Source organism: Propionibacterium sp. (assembly GCF_047719395.1).
Lineage (GTDB): Bacteria > Actinomycetota > Actinomycetes > Propionibacteriales > Propionibacteriaceae > Propionibacterium.
Map to the genome: position 1 here is coordinate 43,525 of NZ_JBDNTB010000002.1, position 19,614 is coordinate 63,138.

Annotated in this window: 23 protein-coding genes; 20 read left to right on the forward strand and 3 right to left on the reverse strand. The window is 64.8% G+C overall.

Annotated features, from left to right (window positions below):
• Positions 1-62 precede the first annotated feature (62 nt).
• From rho to ABF648_RS00720, 18 genes are all read left to right on the forward strand, one after another.
• The gene (rho, locus tag ABF648_RS00635; RefSeq protein ID WP_415630352.1) at positions 63-2,132 is read left to right on the forward strand and encodes a transcription termination factor Rho; all 2,070 of its coding nucleotides are present in this window, start codon (positions 63-65) and stop codon (positions 2,130-2,132) included.
• A gap of 123 nt (positions 2,133-2,255) precedes the next feature.
• Positions 2,256-2,477 (forward strand): 50S ribosomal protein L31, encoded by a 222-nt coding sequence (rpmE, locus tag ABF648_RS00640; protein ID WP_415630353.1) that lies wholly within the window; start codon positions 2,256-2,258, stop codon positions 2,475-2,477.
• A 189-nt stretch (positions 2,478-2,666) separates the two neighbouring features.
• Positions 2,667-3,743: a peptide chain release factor 1 gene (prfA, locus tag ABF648_RS00645; protein WP_415630354.1), complete on the forward strand. Its 1,077-nt coding sequence runs from the start codon at positions 2,667-2,669 to the stop codon at positions 3,741-3,743.
• Positions 3,740-4,675: a peptide chain release factor N(5)-glutamine methyltransferase gene (gene prmC, locus ABF648_RS00650; protein ID WP_415630355.1), complete on the forward strand. Its 936-nt coding sequence runs from the start codon at positions 3,740-3,742 to the stop codon at positions 4,673-4,675. Before prfA ends, prmC begins: the two co-directional genes overlap by 4 nt.
• A gap of 5 nt (positions 4,676-4,680) precedes the next feature.
• Complete coding sequence (locus ABF648_RS00655) at positions 4,681-5,667, forward strand: L-threonylcarbamoyladenylate synthase (RefSeq protein ID WP_415630356.1); 987 nt, start codon at positions 4,681-4,683, stop codon at positions 5,665-5,667.
• 9 nt (positions 5,668-5,676) lie between these two features.
• Positions 5,677-6,828 (forward strand): MraY family glycosyltransferase, encoded by a 1,152-nt coding sequence (locus tag ABF648_RS00660; protein ID WP_415630357.1) that lies wholly within the window; start codon positions 5,677-5,679, stop codon positions 6,826-6,828.
• A gap of 46 nt (positions 6,829-6,874) precedes the next feature.
• Positions 6,875-7,321: a hypothetical protein gene (locus ABF648_RS00665; protein WP_415630358.1), complete on the forward strand. Its 447-nt coding sequence runs from the start codon at positions 6,875-6,877 to the stop codon at positions 7,319-7,321.
• Positions 7,318-7,536 (forward strand): hypothetical protein, encoded by a 219-nt coding sequence (locus tag ABF648_RS00670; protein WP_415630359.1) that lies wholly within the window; start codon positions 7,318-7,320, stop codon positions 7,534-7,536. Before ABF648_RS00665 ends, ABF648_RS00670 begins: the two co-directional genes overlap by 4 nt.
• Positions 7,533-8,447 (forward strand): F0F1 ATP synthase subunit A, encoded by a 915-nt coding sequence (gene atpB / locus ABF648_RS00675; RefSeq protein ID WP_415630360.1) that lies wholly within the window; start codon positions 7,533-7,535, stop codon positions 8,445-8,447. The genes ABF648_RS00670 and atpB overlap by 4 nt, the downstream gene beginning before the upstream one ends.
• Before the next feature lie 44 nt (positions 8,448-8,491).
• On the forward strand, positions 8,492-8,713 hold the full coding sequence (locus tag ABF648_RS00680) for a F0F1 ATP synthase subunit C (protein WP_415630361.1): 222 nt from the start codon (positions 8,492-8,494) through the stop codon (positions 8,711-8,713).
• A gap of 10 nt (positions 8,714-8,723) precedes the next feature.
• Complete coding sequence (locus tag ABF648_RS00685; protein ID WP_415630362.1) at positions 8,724-9,278, forward strand: F0F1 ATP synthase subunit B; 555 nt, start codon at positions 8,724-8,726, stop codon at positions 9,276-9,278.
• Between the two features lie 5 nt (positions 9,279-9,283).
• Positions 9,284-10,051 (forward strand): F0F1 ATP synthase subunit delta, encoded by a 768-nt coding sequence (locus ABF648_RS00690; protein WP_415630363.1) that lies wholly within the window; start codon positions 9,284-9,286, stop codon positions 10,049-10,051.
• Positions 10,052-10,110: 59 nt separating this feature from the next.
• Positions 10,111-11,748, forward strand: a complete 1,638-nt coding sequence (gene atpA / locus ABF648_RS00695; RefSeq protein WP_415630364.1) for a F0F1 ATP synthase subunit alpha — start codon at positions 10,111-10,113, stop codon at positions 11,746-11,748.
• A gap of 3 nt (positions 11,749-11,751) precedes the next feature.
• Positions 11,752-12,696 carry a F0F1 ATP synthase subunit gamma gene (locus ABF648_RS00700; protein ID WP_415630365.1) on the forward strand — a complete coding sequence of 315 codons (945 nt, stop codon included), beginning with the start codon at positions 11,752-11,754 and terminating at the stop codon, positions 12,694-12,696.
• Positions 12,697-14,148, forward strand: a complete 1,452-nt coding sequence (atpD, locus tag ABF648_RS00705) for a F0F1 ATP synthase subunit beta (protein ID WP_415630366.1) — start codon at positions 12,697-12,699, stop codon at positions 14,146-14,148.
• The gene (locus ABF648_RS00710; RefSeq protein ID WP_415630367.1) at positions 14,148-14,615 is read left to right on the forward strand and encodes a F0F1 ATP synthase subunit epsilon; all 468 of its coding nucleotides are present in this window, start codon (positions 14,148-14,150) and stop codon (positions 14,613-14,615) included. Before atpD ends, ABF648_RS00710 begins: the two co-directional genes overlap by 1 nt.
• A gap of 67 nt (positions 14,616-14,682) precedes the next feature.
• Entirely contained in the window at positions 14,683-15,147 is a 465-nt protein-coding gene (locus ABF648_RS00715; protein WP_415630368.1) for a DUF2550 domain-containing protein, read from the forward strand.
• Positions 15,148-15,201: 54 nt separating this feature from the next.
• Positions 15,202-16,251, forward strand: a complete 1,050-nt coding sequence (locus ABF648_RS00720; protein ID WP_415630369.1) for a biotin/lipoate A/B protein ligase family protein — start codon at positions 15,202-15,204, stop codon at positions 16,249-16,251.
• On the opposite strand, the gene ABF648_RS00725 is transcribed toward ABF648_RS00720, so the two are convergent.
• Positions 16,236-16,877: a cob(I)yrinic acid a,c-diamide adenosyltransferase gene (locus ABF648_RS00725; RefSeq protein WP_415630370.1), complete on the reverse strand. Its 642-nt coding sequence runs from the start codon at positions 16,875-16,877 to the stop codon at positions 16,236-16,238. The genes ABF648_RS00720 and ABF648_RS00725 overlap by 16 nt on opposite strands.
• A 307-nt stretch (positions 16,878-17,184) precedes the next feature.
• Between ABF648_RS00725 and ABF648_RS00730 the strand changes: the two genes are divergently transcribed.
• Positions 17,185-17,694: a peptidylprolyl isomerase gene (locus ABF648_RS00730; protein WP_415630371.1), complete on the forward strand. Its 510-nt coding sequence runs from the start codon at positions 17,185-17,187 to the stop codon at positions 17,692-17,694.
• Positions 17,695-17,733: 39 nt separating this feature from the next.
• Here the strand turns inward: ABF648_RS00730 and ABF648_RS00735 are convergent, their stop codons facing one another.
• Together ABF648_RS00735 and ABF648_RS00740 are read right to left on the reverse strand one after the other, a co-directional pair.
• Complete coding sequence (locus tag ABF648_RS00735; protein ID WP_415630372.1) at positions 17,734-18,549, reverse strand: alpha/beta fold hydrolase; 816 nt, start codon at positions 18,547-18,549, stop codon at positions 17,734-17,736.
• On the reverse strand, positions 18,546-18,824 hold the full coding sequence (locus ABF648_RS00740; RefSeq protein ID WP_415630373.1) for a hypothetical protein: 279 nt from the start codon (positions 18,822-18,824) through the stop codon (positions 18,546-18,548). The genes ABF648_RS00735 and ABF648_RS00740 overlap by 4 nt, the downstream gene beginning before the upstream one ends.
• A 78-nt stretch (positions 18,825-18,902) precedes the next feature.
• Here ABF648_RS00740 and nucS point away from each other — a divergent pair, with 78 nt between their 5' ends.
• Positions 18,903-19,598, forward strand: a complete 696-nt coding sequence (gene nucS, locus ABF648_RS00745) for an endonuclease NucS (RefSeq protein WP_415630374.1) — start codon at positions 18,903-18,905, stop codon at positions 19,596-19,598.
• Positions 19,599-19,614: the final 16 nt, after the last annotated feature.

Below are 19,614 nucleotides of genomic sequence, written 5' to 3' on the forward strand. Positions count from 1 at the left end.
CTCCGATGGAGTGTGCAACCGCGCGGGGCAGGCAGCCCGTGTGCGGCATGGAAAGGACATCAGTGACCGAAATCACCGAAGCGCCCCCGTCGGCAACCACACCGAGCGGAACTGACGATTCCGCCTCGTCAGTCCTCAGCGCGCTGAAACTTCCGGAACTCAAGCGCGTCGCCGCTGAACTCGGGATCAAGGGCGCGGGGAGTATGCGCAAGGGCGCCCTGGTGAGCGCCATCCACGCCCGCCAGGGCGGGGCCTCCCCCCAGAACGCCGAACACCAGAACGCCGAGTCCCAGGACATTGAACGTGGGCTCAGCGCTGAACGCCCCCGCCGGCGCCGTCGCAGTGTCGAGCGCGATGCGGAGGCTGCTCCGGACATCCGCGCCGAAGATCACCGGGCCGCTTCCGAACCGGCAAGGATGCCGGTCGAGGAGGTCGACCCCCAGCCCGGGACGAGGTCACCGGCACAACCGCAGACGCGGCGTGCCGAACACGCAGAATCCGATTCGGGCCAGCCCGAGCATCGCCATGTCGAGGCCGTTCCCGTGCAGGAGGAGCTGGTCGCAGGCACCTCTCCCGCGAACCATACGGCCCAGGACAGCACGGCGGATGCCGGACAGGATGCGATCGGGGCGCGTCTGGAGGCCGCGAAGGCACAACGCCATGACGGCTCCGAGCACGGACATCGCAATACCCAGGCCGGTCAAGATCGCACAGAAGAAGCCGAAACGACCGCCGACGAGGTCGGGGCTCGTCTGGAGCAGCTGGGCGATCCGCACAGCCACAGCCAGCACGATGTGCCGAATTCACAGGGTGAATCTGCGCGCGGTGAGGAAGCCTCCGAGCAGAACCATCGTGCGAGGTCTCGCAATGACAATGGCCGCCGTGGTGACGACGAAGGCAATGGCCGCCGTTCGCGCCGTCGGCGTCAACGTGATCGCCAGAATCGCCGTGGGCGCTCCAACTCCATGTCGGACATCGACGAGACATCGGTGCACGACGGCGATGTGCTCATCGACGTGGCCGGTGTGCTGGATGTCCTCGACAACTACGCCTTCGTACGCACCTCCGGTTACCTCGCCGGATCCAGCGATGCCTATGTGTCCTTGTCGATGGTGCGCAAGTACGGCCTGCGCAAGGGCGATGTGGTCACTGGCGCGATCCGGCAGGGACATGAGGGCGACCGCCGCGAGAAGTACAACCCGCTGGTACGCGTCGACACCGTGAACGGTGCCAGTCCGGAGGCCATGCGCAACAGGCCCACTTTCGGCAAGCTCACGCCGCTGTACCCGCAGGAGCGTCTGCGGATGGAGACCACCCCGACCAACATGGTCGGGCGCATCGTCGACCTGATGGCTCCGATCGGCAAGGGTCAGCGCGGGCTCATCGTCTCCCCGCCCAAGGCGGGCAAGACCATGGCGCTGCAGGCCATCGCCAATGCGATCACCGCCAACGATCCCGATGTGCACCTCATGGTCGTCCTCGTGGACGAGCGGCCCGAGGAGGTCACCGACTTCCAGCGGGCCACGACCGCGGAGGTCATCGCCTCCACCTTCGACAGGCCGGCCGAGGATCACACCACCATCGCGGAACTGGCCATTGAGCGCGCCAAGCGGCTGGTCGAGCTGGGCCGCGACGTGGTCATCCTGCTGGATTCCATCACCAGGCTTGGACGCGCCTACAACCTGGCCGCGCCGGCATCGGGACGCATCCTGTCAGGCGGTGTCGACTCGGCAGCGCTGTATCCGCCGAAGAAGTTCTTCGGTGCAGCACGCAATATCGAGAACGGCGGATCGCTGACCATCCTTGCCACGGCTCTGGTGGAGACCGGTTCGAAGATGGACGAGGTGATCTTCGAGGAGTTCAAGGGCACCGGCAACATGGAATTGCGGTTGTCCCGCCAGCTGGCAGACAAGAGGATCTTCCCGGCGATCGACGTCGAAGCCTCCGGTACCCGCCGCGAGGAGCTGATCATGAGCCGCCAGGAGCTGGACATCATCTGGAAGCTGCGCCGCGCGCTGTCGGGTCTGGAGAGCCAACAGGCACTGGAAACCCTGCTCTCGCGGATGCGCAAGACGAGGAACAATTCCGAGTTCCTGGTGATGATCTCGAAGACCACGCCGGGAACGGTCTGATCACCGCTCACGGGCAATCATCGGCTATCATGGGCCGCCGGTCCGGTTCACGCAGCCGCACCAAGGTGGCAGCGCGATCTTGATTGCGCCCAGGCGACCCGGACCAATCCAGAGGAGAATGTCATGAAGAAGGCCACCCATCCCCAGTACCACGAGGTGAAGGTCGTCTGTACCTGCGGCAACGAGTTCGTCACCCGGAGCACCTTCGAGGGCGACACGATGACCGCTGACGTGTGCAGCAACTGCCACCCGTTCTACACAGGCAAGCAGAAGATCCTTGATACCGGTGGCCGCGTGGCACGCTTCGAGCGTCGTTACGGCAAGCGCAAGGCCGCTGCCAAGTAGCTGAGAGCGCAGGCGCCGGATGTGTACACATCCGGCGCCTGTTGCATGTTGTGAATCGGATGCGTGAAGCACTGGGGGCACGCATCACGAGCAGGGAGTATTTCTTCGCACGCGAACCCACCGGTGCACAGTGCACCGGATGGAGGTGGGCAGCGGAAGAACAAGCGCAGCAGGAAGGGGAGTGGCCGGGTGTTCGAGGTGGCACAGGGCCTGCGTGAGGAGTTCAGTGACCTGGAGTCACGCCTCGCCGACCCGGAGGTGGTGTCCGATCCGGTGCGCTCCCGTCGCATCGGCCGCCGCTACTCTGAGCTCACTGGCATCGTTCGTGCCCTGGACGACTACGACCGTCGCACTGCCGACCTGCAGGCCGCTCGCGAATTGGCCGACGAGGATCCTGGCTTCACCGACGAGGCTGACCGCATCGAGGCCGGGCTGGACGAGGTGACCGCCAAGCTGACGGCCCTGCTCGCACCGAGAGATCCCAACGACCTCAACGACGCGATCATGGAGATCAAGTCGGGGGAGGGTGGCGACGAGTCGGCGCTGTTCGCCGCCGATCTGCTGAACATGTACACCCGGTTCGGCGAGCGCACCGGATGGGGTGTCGAGATGATGGAGTCAGAACCCACCGATCTCGGTGGCTTCAAGTCCGTCACCGTCGCCTTCCGTTCCAAGGGGAACACCGATCCCGATCGGATGCCCTATGGGATGTTGAAATTCGAAGGTGGCGTGCATCGTGTGCAGCGGGTGCCGGTGACAGAGTCCCAGGGCAGGATTCATACCTCAGCGGCGGGCGTCCTGGTGATGCCCGATGTCGAGGAGGACGAGGTCAGCATCGACCCCGACGACCTCCGGATCGACGTCTACCGCTCCACCGGCAAGGGCGGCCAGGGTGTGAACACCACCGATTCAGCAGTCCGGATCACTCATCTGCCCAGCGGCATCGTCGTCACCTGCCAGGATCAGCGCAGCCAATTGCAGAACAAGGAGCAGGCGATGCGCATCCTGCGTGCCCGGATGGTGGCCGCAGCCGAGGAGGAGGCGACCCAGGCCGCCGAGCAGGCCCGTCGTTCCCAGGTGCGCACGGTGGACCGTTCCGAGCGAATCCGCACCTACAACTTCCCCGAGAACCGGATCACCGACCATCGGATCGGTTTCAAGGCCCACAACCTGGACGCTGTGCTCGGCGGTGAACTCGGCCCGGTGCTCGACGCCTTGCGGGCTGCCGATCTTGAGGAGCGTTTGGCGCAGGGAGGCCAGAAATGAGCAGTTCATTGCCAGACGACTCAAAGTCTGGCGACTCATTTTCCCGTGTCCGTGACGGTGGTGAGCGTCCTGCTGCCGTGCTTCGCGCCGGAATCGAAAGCCTCAGTGCGGCAGGGCTGCCCACACCGCGCGCCGATGCCCGCCTGCTGCTCGCCCACGCAGCGGGAATGGAACCTGCTGGGCTCGCCATCACTCGCGAACTCGACGCGGACGTCGTGAACCGCTACCGGACCCTGCTCGAGCGGCGTGCGGTGGGGGAGCCGGTGCAATACCTCACCGGCACCGCCTATTTCCGGACCATCTCGGTGGCGGTGGGTCCTGGGGTGTTCATTCCCCGGCCCGAAACCGAACTGATGGTCCAGTACGGCTTGCATCATCTGGTCGTCAACCGTGCCGTCATCGGCACCGAACCGGTGGTGGTCGACCTGGGGACCGGTTCCGGCGTGATCGCGGCCGCGATCATTGCCGAATATCCAGGAGAGCCCATCGTCTACGCGGTGGAGAACTCCCCGGAGGCGCTGGTCTGGGCCCACCGCAATCTGGCCGGGACTTCGGCGCACCTCGTGGACACCACCATGGGCCAGGCGCTTCCCCAGCTCGACGGCGGGGTCGATCTGGTGATCTCCAACCCGCCCTATCTGCCGACCGGCAGCGCTGAGCTGCTGCCCCACGATGTGGTGGGCCACGACCCCGATGCGGCGCTGTTCTCCGGTCCGGACGGAATGGATGCGATCCGCGAGCTGGTTCCCACCGCAGAGCGTCTGCTCAAACCTGGTGGTCTGCTCGTGATCGAACATGATGACTCGCAGGGCGAGCCGGTCGTGCAACTGCTGCGGGGCACCGGGAGTTTCAGCCAGGTGGACGATCATCCCGATCTCACCGGGCGTCCGCGGTTCGTGAGCGCGACCCGGACACAGCGAATGGGAGAATGAACAGCGTGAACGAGGTCAGTGAATCCACAGGTCACGACGAGGTTCCCAGGGCTGGATCCGGATCGGGGAGCAGCAGCGTCGAAGCACCGCAGCAGATGCCCCAGGCACCTGACGAGCAGCATGCAGATTCCGGTGAGCACGCGGCTCACCGGCTGTTCCACCTCGCATCCCAGCATCAGGAGGCCATCGTTGCGGCCCAGCAGGCGGTCCGGGCCGGGCAGTGCATCGTGCTGCCCACGGACACCGTCTACGGAATCGGGGCCGACGCCTTCAATGCCGATGCGGTCAAGCGGCTCCTCGAGGCCAAGCACCGTGGCCGCGACATGCCACCGCCGGTGCTCATCGCCGAGCCTGCCATGCTGCCGGCGCTGGCGGCCGATGTGCCCGACAACGCCAAGAAGATGATTGAGCGCTACTGGCCGGGCGCTTTGACGCTCATTCTTCGTGCGCCCGCGAGTCTCCGGATGGACTTGGGCGATACCGAGGGCACCATTGCCGTGCGCGTTCCGGCCGATGATGCCGCTCGTGAACTGCTGCGCCACACGGGCCCGCTCGCGGTCTCCAGCGCGAACATCTCAGGATCTGCCCCGGCGACCAATGCGGCCGATGCTGAGCAGATGCTGGGGAATTCCGTGGCGGTCTATCTGGACGGCGACCCGACGCCCGGGCCGGTGGCCTCCACGATTGTGGATTTCACCAAGAACCGCACCGGACGCATTCTGCGGCAGGGCGTCATCGCCTTCGAGGACCTGGCTGAACTCTCGCCGGGCCTGGAACCACTGGCCAATCCGGTCAGCGACGCGTCGGCCGAGCCGACTGCGGTCCCCGACGGACAACCAGCCGTTGAGCAGACCACCGCCGAGCAGGCCGATGCCGGTGTCGAGGCGGCCGCTGCCGAGCAGGGCGGATCCCCGGCGCTCGAGGAGACTGCCAAGGACATCGATCCGGCCGCCCAGGAAGAGCACGACAAGCCGAAGACACCCGAGGCCTGAGCCGCCACCATGCGCGAGTACCTTCTCGTGATGCTGGTCGCGGCGGTGTGCACCTATCTGTTCTCCGGCCTGGCCCGACGCATAGCCATCCGTACCGGGGCACTGGCTCCGGTGCGCGCCCGCGACGTGCACTCCACTCCGACGCCCTATCTGGGCGGCGCTGCCATGCTCTTCGGCGTCCTGGCGGCATTTCTACTGGCCGCCAACATGCCCTTTCTCGGCCGTCATCCCACGGTGAGTCATGACGCACTGGGCATCTTCGCGGCCGGTGCGGTGATCTGCATCGTCGGTGCGGTCGACGATGTCATCGACCTTCCGTGGATGGCCAAGATCGCCGGTCAGGTGCTCGCGGCCGGTGTCGCCGTGCTCAACGGTGTGCGGCTGTATTGGGTGAGCCTGCCCAATCAGATCATCGCCCTGGACCAACCCAGCTCGATCCTGGTCACCGTGCTGTACATCTTCGTCTGCGTGAACGCCATCAACCTGGTGGACGGCTTGGACGGCCTGGCCGCCGGAGTGGCGGGTATCGGGGCCGCCGCGATGTTCTTCTACACATATCTGCTCGCATACCAGCAGGGCTTCGTGGTGGCCACCACGGCGAGTCTCGTCACGGCGACGATCGCTGGTGTGTGTGCCGGATTCCTGCCCCACAACTTCGCCCCCGCGAAGATGTTCATGGGTGATTCGGGGGCAATGCTGCTCGGGGTGCTGCTCGCCTGCAGCACGCTCTCGCTGACCGGCCAGATCGATTCGTCGGCGCTGAGCCCCAGCGCCGGTGACATCCTGCCTGCTCTGCTGCCCATCGTGCTTCCCATCGCCATGATGGCGTTGCCACTGGTGGACATGACGATGGCCTATGTGAGACGCACGTGGAACGGCAACTGGTGGTTCGTGGCGGACAAGCAGCATCTGCATCATCGGCTGTTGCGCCGCGGTTACTCCACCGTCAAGGCCGTACTGATCCTGTACATGTGGACGGCGCTGGTGGCCTTCGGGGTGATCCTGCTGGGCCTCAAGTGGAGCGGACTGATGGTTCTGGTGGTGCTGGCCGGGCTGACTGTCGCGATTCTGGTGACCACGCTGCCGAACCGCTCCGCACGGAAAGCTCAACTCGCGGCACAAGCTGCTGGGAAAGAGACCGAGACCGTCGGTACCCCGTGATAGTTTCAGTCCGCTGGGATTTCGTCGCCAATCGGGAAGGCTCAACGTGGATGCCGCTGCTGGACTGGTCTGGCCACCCGTCATCGCACGTGGTGGACTCTGCGGAGCGGTCCTGTGCAGTCTTCCGGTGGGTCTCGCCGCGCTCCTGCTGGGCGGCACGAAAGGTCTTGCCGGATGGTATTTGGCTGACCTGGTTGTCTGTGCCTACTTCGTCACCAGCCTGATCTGCGACAGCCTGGCGACGCGCTGGATGGATGCCCGCGGCCTGGTCATGGTGCTCGGCGGATATGTCCTGCGCGCCATCGTCATCGGTGTGGTGCTGTGGCAACTCGTGGCCCATCAGGTGCTCACCGGGGAGGTGCTCACCCGATGGTTCGGGTGGACTACTCTCAGCCTCGTGATCGGTTGGCTGGCAGGTGCGGTGTGGAGCGTGTCCCGCACCAGAACTTTCACCTACAACCAGCCGGCAGGCATTTCGGAGGAGAACCAGTGAGCGATGTGGAACAGGCTGGTCCGATGAACGGGCCGAGCAACGACGCTGGGATGCAGATCTTCTCTTACCTGGTCTCTGGCATCGCCTTCTACGGCGGCCTCGGCTGGGTCGCCAGCCGTTTCCTCCACATCGGCTGGGCCCTTCCCGCTGGCCTGCTCTTCGGCATGGCAGCGTCAATCTACCTCGTGATCAAGAGATTCGGGAGCGGTGAATGAGCAGCACGGCAGCGGTCACCGAGCAGTCAACCGGAAAGAACGCACCCACGGGTGAGGACGATCCCGCCCGTAAGAGTCATCCAGGGTTGATCGTCCTGGCCATCTTCGTGGCCTGGATCGTGCTTTCGCGGCTCACCGTGCTGATCAGCGGGCCCACCAAGCATTGGGACGCACCCAGCGCAGAGGACTTCATCTTCCCCAATTGGTTCGGCACCAGCTGGTTCAACAAGCCGATGCTGCTCGCCCTCATCGGGGCGGCAGGGGTGCTGGTCTTCTGGTTGGTGGCCTCGCGCCATCTGAAATCGGTGCCGGGCCGCGGGCAGTTCTTCGCCGAGTACGTCTACGGATTCGTGCGCAACATCGGACGCGACATGATCGGGCCGGGATACCACCGTTTCATGCCCTATCTGCTCACACTGTTCTCCTTCATCCTGGTGAGCAATTGGTTCGGCGAAACCTTCCTGTTCATGTTCCCCACCTTCTCCCGGGTCAGCTTCGCCTACGCGGGCGCGGCGCTCACCTTCGCGGTGTACGTGATCAGTGGATTCCGCACCCATGGTGGCAGTTACCTCAAGGTGGCGACCGTGCCCTCCGGAGTGCCGGTCTGGCTTTTCCCGGTGATCGTCCCGCTGGAATTCCTCTCCAGCTTCATCACGCGCCCGGTGACGCTGTCGGTGCGACTGTTCGCCAACATGTTCGCCGGCCACATGTCGATCATGGTCTTCATCGGAGGCGGTGCAGCCCTGCTCACCTGGGCGAACAATGCCTTCTACAACGTCACGGGAGTCGTCTCGATGATGTTCGGCATGCTCATGCTGCTGCTCGAACTGTTCATCGGCTTCCTTCAGGCCTACATCTTCACGATCCTGGCCGCGCAGTACATCGGTTCCTCGGTGGGCGAGGCCCACTGACCTGCCCATTGCTTTCCGAGCACACCCACCCGAAAGGAAAATACATGACTCCTCTGGAGATCTCCGGTTCGCTGAATGTCATCGGCTACGGCCTTGCGGCAGTCGGCCCCGGCATCGGCGTCGGCCTTATCTTCGCTGCCGGTATCGGCGGCATCGCCCGTCAGCCCGAGGCAAGCGGCCGCATCATGCAGCCGGTGTACATCGGCTTCGCCATCGTCGAGGCCCTCGCCATTCTGGGCTTCGTGCTCGCCTTCGTGATCAGGTGAGAACCGCCCCATGACAGGAACGCAACTGGTACCACTGATCGATCTCGGTCCACTGGCGCCGGAGCTGCCGGAGTTCCTCGCGGGGCTGGTGCTGTTCGGGCTCATGTGGGTAGTCATCGCCAAGGCGGTGGTCCCCAAGTTCGAGGCGATGTACGAGCACCGGTCCTTCGAGATCGAGGGCGGCATCCAGCACGCCGAAAAGGTGCAGGTGGAAGCCGACAGTGCCCGTCAGCTCTACGAGCAGAAGCTTGCCGAGGCGAACGCGTCGGCCGCGAAGGCACGTGAGCAGACCAAGGCGCGCAGCGAGCAGATCGTGCGCGAGGCCAAGCAGAAGGCTGCCCAGGAGCAGGCCCGGATGATCGCAGAGGCTCGCGCCCAGATCAGCGCTGAACGTGAGCAGGCCGCCAGCCAGCTCACCCACCAGGTCGGCCAACTGGCCACCACCCTGGCCGGGCGCATCGTGGGCGAATCCCTTGAGCAGGACGACCGGGCGCGCCGCACCGTCGATCGCTTCCTCGCAGAACTCGAAGCCCAGCCCGAACGCGGGCTCCCGGGTGGGGAGTGATCAGCGTGGGTCAGGATCACATCGAGCAGCTGGACGGCCTCGCCGACTCCACCGAGGCCTCCCTGGCCTGTGCTCTCGACCTGTTCGCCGTCGCCGATGTGCTCCGCGAGCAGGTGGCCCTGCGCCGCGCGATGACAGATCCGACCCTGCCGGTGCAGAGTCGCGAGCAACTGCTCAGCACACTGTTCGAGGGCAAGCTGGGACCGGCGGCACTCGATTTCTGCCGTCAGGCGGTGGCCCAGGACTGGTCCAGTGGGCTGCAGCTGGCGGACTCCGTCGAGCGGCAGGCCACCAGGATCGCGCTGAAGTCGACCGACCCGCGAAGGGTGCAGGTCGAACTGAACACGGTGCGCGAAGCCATCATCGCCAATGACAAGCTGCGCGCCGCCTTCGGCCGTCACGCAGCCACCGACGAGGCGAAATCGGTGCTGGTCCGGGATCTCATCTCAGGCCGGGCCGACGAGGTGACCACCGCTCTGGTGACACGGGCATCGCGACAGGGCAGTGGAGTGCTCCACGAGCTCGACATGCAGCTGGATCTCACCTCCCAGGTGCAGGGCCGGCGGCTGGCACGCGCAACCGTTGCCCAGAAGCTTCCCGAGGACCAGGCCGACCGTCTCGTCCAGCAGCTGTCACGGCTGTTCGGCGCGGTGGACGTCATCCAGCATGTCGATCCCCGCATTCTCGGCGGCATCAAGGTGCAGGTCGACGACGAGCTCATCGACGGCAGCGTCTCGGCGAAGGTCTCCCAGGCCGCGCGCGGGATCGGCTGACACAGACGTATCAAGACCCCTACCGGGGTGACGAGCAGGAATGAGGAAGACAGGACACCATGGCTGAACTGAGCATCAGTCCGGACGAGATCCGCAGCGCACTGGACTCGTTCGTCAGTGGGTTCACGCCCGCGCAGGCGGCTCCCGAAGAAGTCGGCCGGGTGATTTCGTCCGGCGACGGTATCGCGCACGTCGAGGGTTTGCCGAGTGCGATGGCCAACGAACTGCTGACCTTCGAGAACGGCATCCTCGGTATCGCGCTCAACCTCGAGGCCCGCGAGATCGGCGTGGTCGTGCTCGGGGATTCCGACGGCATCGACGAGGGCTCGACGGTGAAGGGTACCGGGGAGATCCTTTCGGTTCCCGTGGGCGATGGCTACCTCGGGCGGGTCGTGGACGCGATGGGCAATCCCATCGACGGCAAGGGGCCCATCCAGGGGCTCGAGGGCCGTCGCGCCCTCGAACTGCAGGCTGCCGGCGTGATGGAGCGCCAGGAGGTCCGCGAGCCGCTGATGACCGGCCTGAAGGCCGTCGACTCGATGATCCCCATCGGGCGTGGCCAGCGCGAACTGATCATCGGTGACCGCAAGACTGGCAAGACGAGCATCGCCACCGATACGATCCTCAACCAGCTCGACAACTGGAACAGCGGAGATCCCGCCAAGCAGGTGCGCTGCATCTACGTCGCGGTGGGGCAGAAGAACACCACTGTGGCCGAGGTCGTCGAGAAGCTCGACAAGGCCGGCGCGATGGCCTACACCACGGTCATCAACTCCCCGGCATCCGATCCGGCCGGCTTCAAGTACATCGCCCCCTATGCCGGATCGGCCATCGGCCAGCACTGGATGTACAACGGCAAGCACGTCCTGATCGTCTTCGACGACCTCACCAAGCAGGCTGAGGCCTACCGGGCGATGTCGCTGCTGCTTCGCCGCCCGCCGGGCCGCGAAGCATATCCCGGCGATGTCTTCTACCTGCACAGCCGGTTGCTGGAGCGCTGCGCGAAGCTGTCCGACGATCTCGGTGGCGGATCGATGACGGGACTGCCGATCGTCGAGACCAAGGCGAATGACATTTCGGCCTACATCCCCACGAATGTCATCTCCATCACCGACGGCCAGATCTTCCTGCTCTCCGACCTGTTCAACGCCAACCAGCGTCCCGCTGTCGACGTCGGCCTGTCGGTGAGCCGTGTCGGCGGCGCCGCCCAGACCAAGGCCATGAAGAAGGTCTCGGGCACCCTGAAGATCGACCTGGCCCAGTACCGCGACATGCAGGCCTTCGCGATGTTCGCCTCCGATCTGGATGCGGCCAGCCGCCGTCAGCTCGACCGCGGCGCCCGGCTCACCGAGCTGCTGCGCCAGGGACAGGCGAACCCCTACCGGATGCAGGACCAGGTGGTGGTCATCTGGGCCGGCGTCAACGGGCGGATCGACGACGTTCCGGTGGACGACGTACTTCGTTTCGAAGGGGAATTCCTCGACTACCTGCGGGAGAATTCCGACGTGCTGACCACCATCGCCGACTCCGGCGCGTTGAGTGACGAGACCGAAACTAAACTCGGGCGCCTCATCGATGCGTTCAAGCCGACCTTCCGCACCAGCGACGGAAAGCAGCTGTCGGGTGGTCGCGAGTCGGTTCCGGTGGAGGGCAAGGACATCAACCAGGCCAAGATCGTGGCCACCGAGAGGTCCTGAGCCATGGCGGCGACTCTGCGCGAACTCAGGCAGCGGCGTGTCTCCGTCTCCACGACGATGAAAATCACCAAGGCCATGGAGCTCATCGCCGCATCGCGCGTCACCCGCGCCCAGCAGAAGGCCCGGGGAGCCGATGCGTACACCAAGGAGCTGGTTCGCGCCGTATCTGCGGTGGCCGCGTACTCGGGTACCGACCATCCTCTGGTCACTGAAGCGGAACACCCCAGCAGAGCTGCGGTTCTGGTCATCAACTCCGATCGGGGTCTCGCGGGCGGCTATCCCTCTGGTGTCATGAAGGTGGCAGAGGGCCTGCTGAGCCACCTCGGCGAAGAGGGCCTGGAGACCGTCATCTACACGGTGGGGCGCAAGGCCAAGGAATACTTCGCCTTCCGCCACGTGCCGGTGGAGCACTCTTGGACCGGATTCAGTGAGGAACCGCACTACGAGCAGGCTCGCGACATCGGCCAGACGCTCATCGACAAGCTCTTCCAGCCGACCGAGGAGGGTGGGGTGGACGAGATCCATGTCGTCTTCACCCGTTTCGGATCACTGGTCAGCCAGCAACCCGATGTGATCAGGCTGCTGCCCCTCAAAGTGGTCCGCGCCTCTGACGAGGATTCCTCCGAGACCTCCTCCGCCGAGGTTCACGGACCCCAGGAGGAGGGCTTCGTGCCGCCTTACAACTTTGAACCCGATGCTGAGAGCGTGCTCAATGCGCTGCTTCCGCTCTACGTCATCGATCGGATGAAGTACATGCTGCGCGAATCTGCCGCCTCCGAACTCGCGGCCCGCCAGCAAGCCATGCATTCGGCAACTGACAACGCCAAACAGCTGATCGACACGCTCACCCGGCAGGAGAATCAGGCGCGCCAGGGCGAGATCACCCAGGAAATCAACGAAATCGTGGGCGGCGCAGGTGCGCTGTCCCAGTCCTCACAGGAGATCTGAATGACCGTCACAGTCCCTGATCCCGTGGCCACCACCGCTCATCAGGTGGGCCACGTCGTCCGCGTGATCGGCTCAGTGGTCGACGTCGAGTTCCCGGCAGGACGCCTGCCGGAGATCAACAATGCGCTGCACCTCACTGTCGACAGCGGTGAGGGCAGCCACGTCCTGACCCTCGAAGTTGCCCTGCAGATCGGTGACAACACCGTGCGCTGCATCTCGCTGAAGCCCACCGACGGTGTCCGCCGTGGCGCGGAGGCCACCGATACCGGCGCCCCGATCACGGTGCCCGTGGGCCCTGTCACCAAGGGCCACGTATGGAATGTCACCGGCGATCTGCTCAACGCCGATCCCGCCTCGATCACGGTGGAACAGCGCTGGCCGATCCACCGTGAACCGCCGGCCTTCGATGCTCTGGAGCCCGAGACCCAGATGCTGGAAACCGGCATCAAGGTGCTCGATCTGCTCACCCCCTATGTGCAGGGCGGCAAGATCGGTCTGTTCGGCGGCGCTGGTGTGGGCAAGACGGTGCTCATCCAGGAGATGATCTACCGCATCGCCCACAACTTCGGCGGCACCTCGGTGTTCGCCGGTGTGGGGGAGCGCACCCGTGAGGGCAATGACCTCATCAATGAGATGGACGACGCCGGAGTGCTCAAGGACACCGCCCTGGTCTTCGGCCAGATGGACGAGCCGCCGGGAACGCGTCTGCGGGTCGCACTGAGCGCTCTGACCATGGCCGAGTACTTCCGCGATGTCGAGAACCAGGACGTGCTGTTGTTCATCGACAACATCTTCCGGTTCACCCAGGCCGGTTCGGAGGTCTCCACGCTGCTCGGCCGGATGCCCTCGGCCGTCGGTTACCAGCCCAATCTGGCCGACGAGATGGGTCAGTTGCAGGAGCGGATCACCTCCACGCGCGGCCACTCGATCACCTCGATGCAGGCAATCTATGTGCCGGCCGACGATTACACCGACCCCGCACCTGCGACGACCTTCGCGCACCTCGATGCGACCACCGAGCTGAGCCGCGACATCGCCTCCAGGGGCCTGTATCCCGCTGTGGATCCGCTCACCTCGACCTCCCGCATCCTGGCTCCGGAGTACGTGGGCAAGGAGCACTACGAGGTTGCCACCGAGGTCAAGCAGATTCTGCAGCGCAACAAGGAGCTCCAGGACATCATCGCCATCCTCGGCATCGATGAGCTGAGTGAAGAGGACAAGATCGTCGTCTCGCGGGCCCGCCGTGTGCAGCAGTTCCTGTCACAGAACACCTACACCGGCACGAAGTTCACCGGTGTCGAGGGATCGACGGTTCCGGTGGCCCAGACCGTGGAGAGCTTCAAGATGATCTGCGAAGGCCAGTGCGACGACATCCCCGAGCAGGCCTTCTTCAATGTCGGTGACATGGACGACGTGCAGAAGAAGTGGGCGACGTTGAAGGAGCAGGGCTGATGGCCGACCCCCTTCAGGTCGAGGTCGTCGCCGCCGACGGAATGGTCTGGGAAGGCCAGGCGGTGATGGTCATCGCCCGCACGTCCGAGGGCGAGCTCGGGATTCTGGCCGACCATGAAGCGCTGATGGCGGCTCTGGTGCCCTGTGCGGTGGAGATCACCGTCCCAGACGGCACGGACGAGATCATCGCCGTCTCGGATGGTTTCATCTCCGTCTTCCAGAACCGCGTGTCCTTGCTCAGCTCCTATGGTGAGCTGGCACGCGAGATCTCGGTGGACATGGCCCGGAGCACCATCGCCAATCTTCATGACGCCGTGGACGACGGCAAGGCGACCCATGAGGAAGTGCGTCAGTACAACCATGCCGTCGGCCAGATTCGGGCTGCGGAGCGCTTCGAACAACGCCGCAGGGGGGCCGAACCCAGCGGTGAGACTCCGCAACCTGCTCAGCTACGACCAGGCAACTGAACCACCGCACAACCTTCATGGGCAATCGATTCGCCGGACATCGTCCTTGCCGGAGTAGGTTTCATCCATGAGCCTGTTGACCGCGACGGAGATTGCTGTCACAGTCATCGTTGTTGCCCTGCTGGTGTGCATCAGTGTCATCTTCGCCCGGCGCAGGTATCTGTCGCGCAAGGGTGGCGTCTTCGACTGCGAAGTGCGGTCCATGAAGGCCAACGGCAACAGGAAGTGGGCGGACGGGCTGGCCCGTTACGACGCGAACAGGCTGGAGTGGTATCGGGTGCTGTCACTGAGCTTCCGGCCACGGGTGGTGCTGCAGCGCCGGGGCGCAAGTATGCTCGACCACCGTATGGCAACCACGGAAGAAGCCCCGGTACTGTTCGCCGGGCACCAGGTGGTGCGTGTGCAGGTGCGTTCGTCGAACGGTGAACCGCGAATCTGGGAGATGGCGATGGCCCAGGAGTCCCTGATGGGGCTGATGAGCTGGCTGGAGGCGGCGCCGCCCGGAGGAGCCTCCTACAAGGAATACGACTGAACGAATATCCTCACCGAGCTGGGGTTGTGCTTCACGGGGATTGGGCAGGTCCATATGCGCGGTGAGTTCAAGGTCAAGGACGGCAAGCTGGTCGTCGTCGACGTGGACGTGCGTGACGGTCATTTCACCGGCACGCATCTGTCCGGCGATTTCTTCCTGGAGCCCGATTCAGCGCTCGAACAGATCAATGCCGGTGTCGACGCGATGCCGGCTTCCTCGACAGTGGCGCAACTGTCAGCTGCCATTTCGGCCAGGCTGAGCCCTGATGTGCACATGGTGGGTTTCGATCCCGAAGCTGTGGCGATCGCGGTGCGGCGAGCTGCCGGCAAGGCCACCGGGTGGGATGATCTCACCTTCGATCTGATCGGCCCGCAGGTGATGGACCCGACGCTGCACGTGGCCCTCGATCAGGTGATTCCCGACGAGGTGTCCAGAGGCGTGCGCAATCCTGTCATGCGACTGTGGGACTGGGACCGTCCGCTGGTGGTGATCGGCTCCTTCCAGTCGGTGCGCAATGAGGTGGATGCCGAGAATGCTCGGCGCTACGGCATCAAGGTGGTGCGCCGGATCACCGGCGGCGGCGCGATGTTCATGGAGCCCGGCAACTGCATCACCTTCTCACTGGTGGTGCCGGGTTCGCTGGTGGAGGGCCTCAGCTACGAGCAGTCCTATGCCTACCTGGACGACTGGGTGCTGGAAGCCCTCCAAGAGGTGGGCGTGCACGCCAGCTACAAACCCCTCAACGACATCTCAAGCGACAAGGGCAAGATCGGTGGTGCGGCGCAGCGACGGCTGGTGGACGGCACCGTGCTGCACCACGTGACGATGAGTTACGACATCGACGCCGACAAGATGCTGGAGGTTCTGCGGATCGGCCGAGAGAAACTCTCGGACAAGGGAATTCGCAGCGCCAACAAGCGCGTGGACCCGATGCGTTCACAGACCGGCATGAGCCGCCACCAGATCTTCGACCACTTCCTGACCTACTTCAGGTCGCGATACCGCTGCGTCGACGCCGGCTACACGGATGAGGAGATGGCGGCCGCTCACAGCTTGCTGGACACCAAGTTCAACAATCCGGAGTGGACCTATCGCGTCCCGTGAGGATGCGCAGCGTTGTACTCCGCCGAACGTTCGGCACCGGGCACCCACAGCACCTCCTCGCGATTCGCCTCCACATTGGCGTGGCGAGCCAGGTTGAACAGCAGATCGGACAGCCTGTTGAGATATTTCACCGCCAGCAGGTGCACGCCGCCGTTGGGCTTGTCCTCCTCGGTTTCCCCACCGTACTGTTCGACGGCCAGCCAGGCCGCTCTCTCCGCTCTCCGGCAGGTGGAGCGCGCGACGTGCAGCTGGGCCGCCAGCGGGGAGCCACCGGGCAGGATGAAGGAACGCAGACTGGGCAGTTCGTCGCCGAACTCGTCGCACCAGTTCTCGAGCCGGTCGATGGAGGGTTGCAGAATGCGCAACGGCTCGAAGGCCGGTTCCGACTCGCGGGGAGCGGACAGATCGGCGCCGACGTCGAACAGCTCATTCTGCACGATGCCCAGCACCTCCTGAAGCCGCTCGTCGGGATCGAGGGTGAGCGCGACGCCGATGGCGCAGTTCGTCTCGTCCACCTGGCCGTAGGCACTCACTCGCGGATCGGTCTTGTGGGTGAGGTCATTGTTCGACAGCCGGGTGGCGCCGGCGTCACCGGTGCGGGTGTAGATGCGAGTGAGATTGACCATGTGCCCAGCTTATGGCAGCCATTGCCGGTGGGCGGGGTGGCGCAACGCCGGGTGCAGACGCACTTGTGGCAGCCTGGGACGGCAGGGGGACAGCGGGGAGCGGAGAAATCGGATGGTTCGACGTCATGGAATGCGGGCGCGAGCCCTCGCGACGCTGTGTGTGGTGTTCGTGCTGACCATGGCGGGTTGTGCACAGGCACCGTCGTCGCCCGCCCGGGACGCCGTTCCTTCCGGAGCGACGACCACCTGTCACTACACATCCTCAGGCCAACCATCGAAGGCGGTCGATCCACCCGATGGGCGGAGCGTGCCCACCACGGGCACGGTGGTACTCACCTTCACGATGTCCCTCGGGCCAGTGGTGATGACGCTGAACAGGGCGGACGCGCCCTGCGCGGTGCACAGCATGGAGTCCCTGGCCGCGCAGAATTTCTTCACCGACACCAGTTGCCACCGGCTGACCACTGAGGGAATCTTCGTGCTGCAGTGCGGTGACCCGAGCGGAACCGGCGACGGCGGGCCCGGATTCGTCTTCGCTCCGGAACTGGGTGCCGCCAAGGCGTTGTGCCAGGGCGGGGACGACCAGTCCTGCGTCTATCCGAGGGCGACTGTGGCGATGGCGGCTCCGGAGAAGTCAGGATCGCAATTCTTCATCGTCTACCAGGACTCCAAGATGGCGCCCAACTATCCGGTGCTCGGCACCATCGACACCAAGGGGTTGACGATCGTGCGCGGCATCGCCTCGCGTGGTGTGGCACCATCGGCCTCACCGAGCCCGGCCGCACCGGCGACCATTCAGCAGGTCGTTGCCGGCTGAACCGGCAAGCTCATGGTGAATCCGGTGGACAGGCCCGATTCAGGCCAGCACGAAGTCGCGCAACACCCCACCGAATGCTGTTGGCTGATCGGCATGCACCCAGTGCGCCGCCCCCGGGATGACGACCTCTTTCACCATGGGGAACAGTTCGTGCATTGGAGGGCGATACTCCGGCTGAACATAGCCGGAATTCTCCCCGCTCACCCACAACACGGGCCCATCCCAGTGCGAACCCGAAAGATCCGGGAATCCCGACAGGACATCCGTGTTTGCCCGGAGCAGCGCGAGATTGCACAGCCACGACCAACGCCCGGGCCGCGCATTGCGAGGGCCCTGCTCCTGGTGCAGATTCTGCAGCACGAAGCCACGCACCCGCTCATCGGGAATCGCGGTGCTCAGCGCCCGATCGGCGTCGCCCCTGGAATCCAGCGCTGTCAGGTCCAGGCCTGCCATGGCATCCAGCAGATTCTCGAAATAGTCAGAATCTGAATAGCTGACCGGTGCGATGTCGACCACGCACAGTTTGGTGACCAGCTCGGGGTGGTCCAGGGTGAGACAGATGGCGAGCTTTCCGCCCATCGAATGGCCCACCAGGATCACCGGATCATCCAGCGCGCCGCGCACGGAGAGTTCGTCGGCGATCAGGTCGGCGATGAATTCGTAGTCGAATTCCTCAGTCCAGGCCGACCGGCCGTGATTGGGCACATCTACCAGCAGGCACCGCGCCACATCCGAAATCATGCGAGCAGGACCGGCGAGGTTGCGGCCCTGCCCCAGCAGTCCGTGCAGAAACACGACCGTGCGCGAGCCGTCACCGATGCTGGTGACGTGCAGAGCGGGGAGCGGCTCGCTCATGGCCTTCTCGCCCAGCACGCGGTATGGAAGTGCCGTCGATGGTCGACGCCCGAGGAGGAGCCGATCGGCGGCAGTGCCGGCCAGGCCACCACATGCGAGGTGCCCGTCGGGATCCGTTGCTGGCATTCGGGACAGATGTAGTTCTTCACCGACTGCCCGGTCCTGATCTGGCGAACAAGCCACCGTCCGTCGCGCTTCTCGGCGCTTGTCTGGAAGCCGGCTGCCGACAGCGGCCGCGCGGTGCGGAGGTGCTTGCTCGGGCGGTGGTGAGCCATGTCACCCAGGATAGAGGTGTGCGCAGTCCCGTGGGCTGGCAGAAAACAGGGATGGGCATGTGCTGCTAGCGTGACGGCGTGCGCGTCGTGATTGCCCGGTGTGAGGTCGACTATGCGGGCAGACTGACTGCCCATCTGCCGCTGGCTCCCAGGCTGATTCTGGTGAAACAGGACGGCTCCGTGTCGGTTCATGCCGACGATCGCGCGTACAAGCCCTTGAACTGGATGAGTTCCCCCTGCACGCTGCGCGTCGAATTTCCCGACGGCGAGGCCATCGGTGCGGAGCCGGTGGAGCAGAACTGGCAGGTCACCAGCCGTGGCGGCGAGACGCTGCAGATTGCGATCACCGAGATTCTGGCCGACAACGAGTACGAACTGGGTGTTGACCCCGGCCTGCAGAAAGATGGCGTGGAAGCCCACCTGCAGGCGCTTCTCGCGGAGAATCCCGGCGTATTCGGCGACGGTTACCGTCTGGTGCGACGCGAGTACCCCACCCCGATCGGGCCGGTCGACCTGCTGCTGCGCGCCGGCAACGGAGGATATGTAGCGGTCGAGGTGAAACGCCGCGGCGAGATCGACGGCGTAGAGCAGCTCACCCGCTATGTCGAATTGATGAATCGCGACCCTCTGCTGGCGCCGGTCTCAGGTGTCTTCGCGGCCCAGCAGATCAAGCACCAGGCCATGGTGCTCGCCAAGGATCGTGGGCTGGATTGCGTGACAGTGGACTACGACGCGCTGCGCGGCATGGACCACGCGGAGGACCGACTGTTCTGATCGGCGCACGCAGCGG

Bases quoted from the DNA above. Each gene is read 5' to 3' on its own strand.
- ABF648_RS00720 (WP_415630369.1), top strand. From the start codon at position 15,202: ATGCGCGGTGAGTTCAAGGTCAAGGACGGCAAGCTGGTCGTCGTCGAC.
- rpmE (WP_415630353.1), top strand. From the start codon at position 2,256: ATGAAGAAGGCCACCCATCCCCAGTACCACGAGGTGAAGGTCGTCTGT.
- atpA (WP_415630364.1), top strand. From the start codon at position 10,111: ATGGCTGAACTGAGCATCAGTCCGGACGAGATCCGCAGCGCACTGGAC.
- ABF648_RS00715 (WP_415630368.1), top strand. From the start codon at position 14,683: ATGAGCCTGTTGACCGCGACGGAGATTGCTGTCACAGTCATCGTTGTT.
- ABF648_RS00660 (WP_415630357.1), top strand. From the start codon at position 5,677: ATGCGCGAGTACCTTCTCGTGATGCTGGTCGCGGCGGTGTGCACCTAT.
- ABF648_RS00740 (WP_415630373.1), bottom strand. From the start codon at position 18,824: ATGGCTCACCACCGCCCGAGCAAGCACCTCCGCACCGCGCGGCCGCTG.
- ABF648_RS00710 (WP_415630367.1), top strand. From the start codon at position 14,148: ATGGCCGACCCCCTTCAGGTCGAGGTCGTCGCCGCCGACGGAATGGTC.
- atpD (WP_415630366.1), top strand. From the start codon at position 12,697: ATGACCGTCACAGTCCCTGATCCCGTGGCCACCACCGCTCATCAGGTG.
- ABF648_RS00685 (WP_415630362.1), top strand. From the start codon at position 8,724: ATGACAGGAACGCAACTGGTACCACTGATCGATCTCGGTCCACTGGCG.
- prmC (WP_415630355.1), top strand. From the start codon at position 3,740: ATGAGCAGTTCATTGCCAGACGACTCAAAGTCTGGCGACTCATTTTCC.
- ABF648_RS00680 (WP_415630361.1), top strand. From the start codon at position 8,492: ATGACTCCTCTGGAGATCTCCGGTTCGCTGAATGTCATCGGCTACGGC.
- atpB (WP_415630360.1), top strand. From the start codon at position 7,533: ATGAGCAGCACGGCAGCGGTCACCGAGCAGTCAACCGGAAAGAACGCA.
- ABF648_RS00735 (WP_415630372.1), bottom strand. From the start codon at position 18,549: ATGAGCGAGCCGCTCCCCGCTCTGCACGTCACCAGCATCGGTGACGGC.
- ABF648_RS00700 (WP_415630365.1), top strand. From the start codon at position 11,752: ATGGCGGCGACTCTGCGCGAACTCAGGCAGCGGCGTGTCTCCGTCTCC.
- ABF648_RS00725 (WP_415630370.1), bottom strand. From the start codon at position 16,877: ATGGTCAATCTCACTCGCATCTACACCCGCACCGGTGACGCCGGCGCC.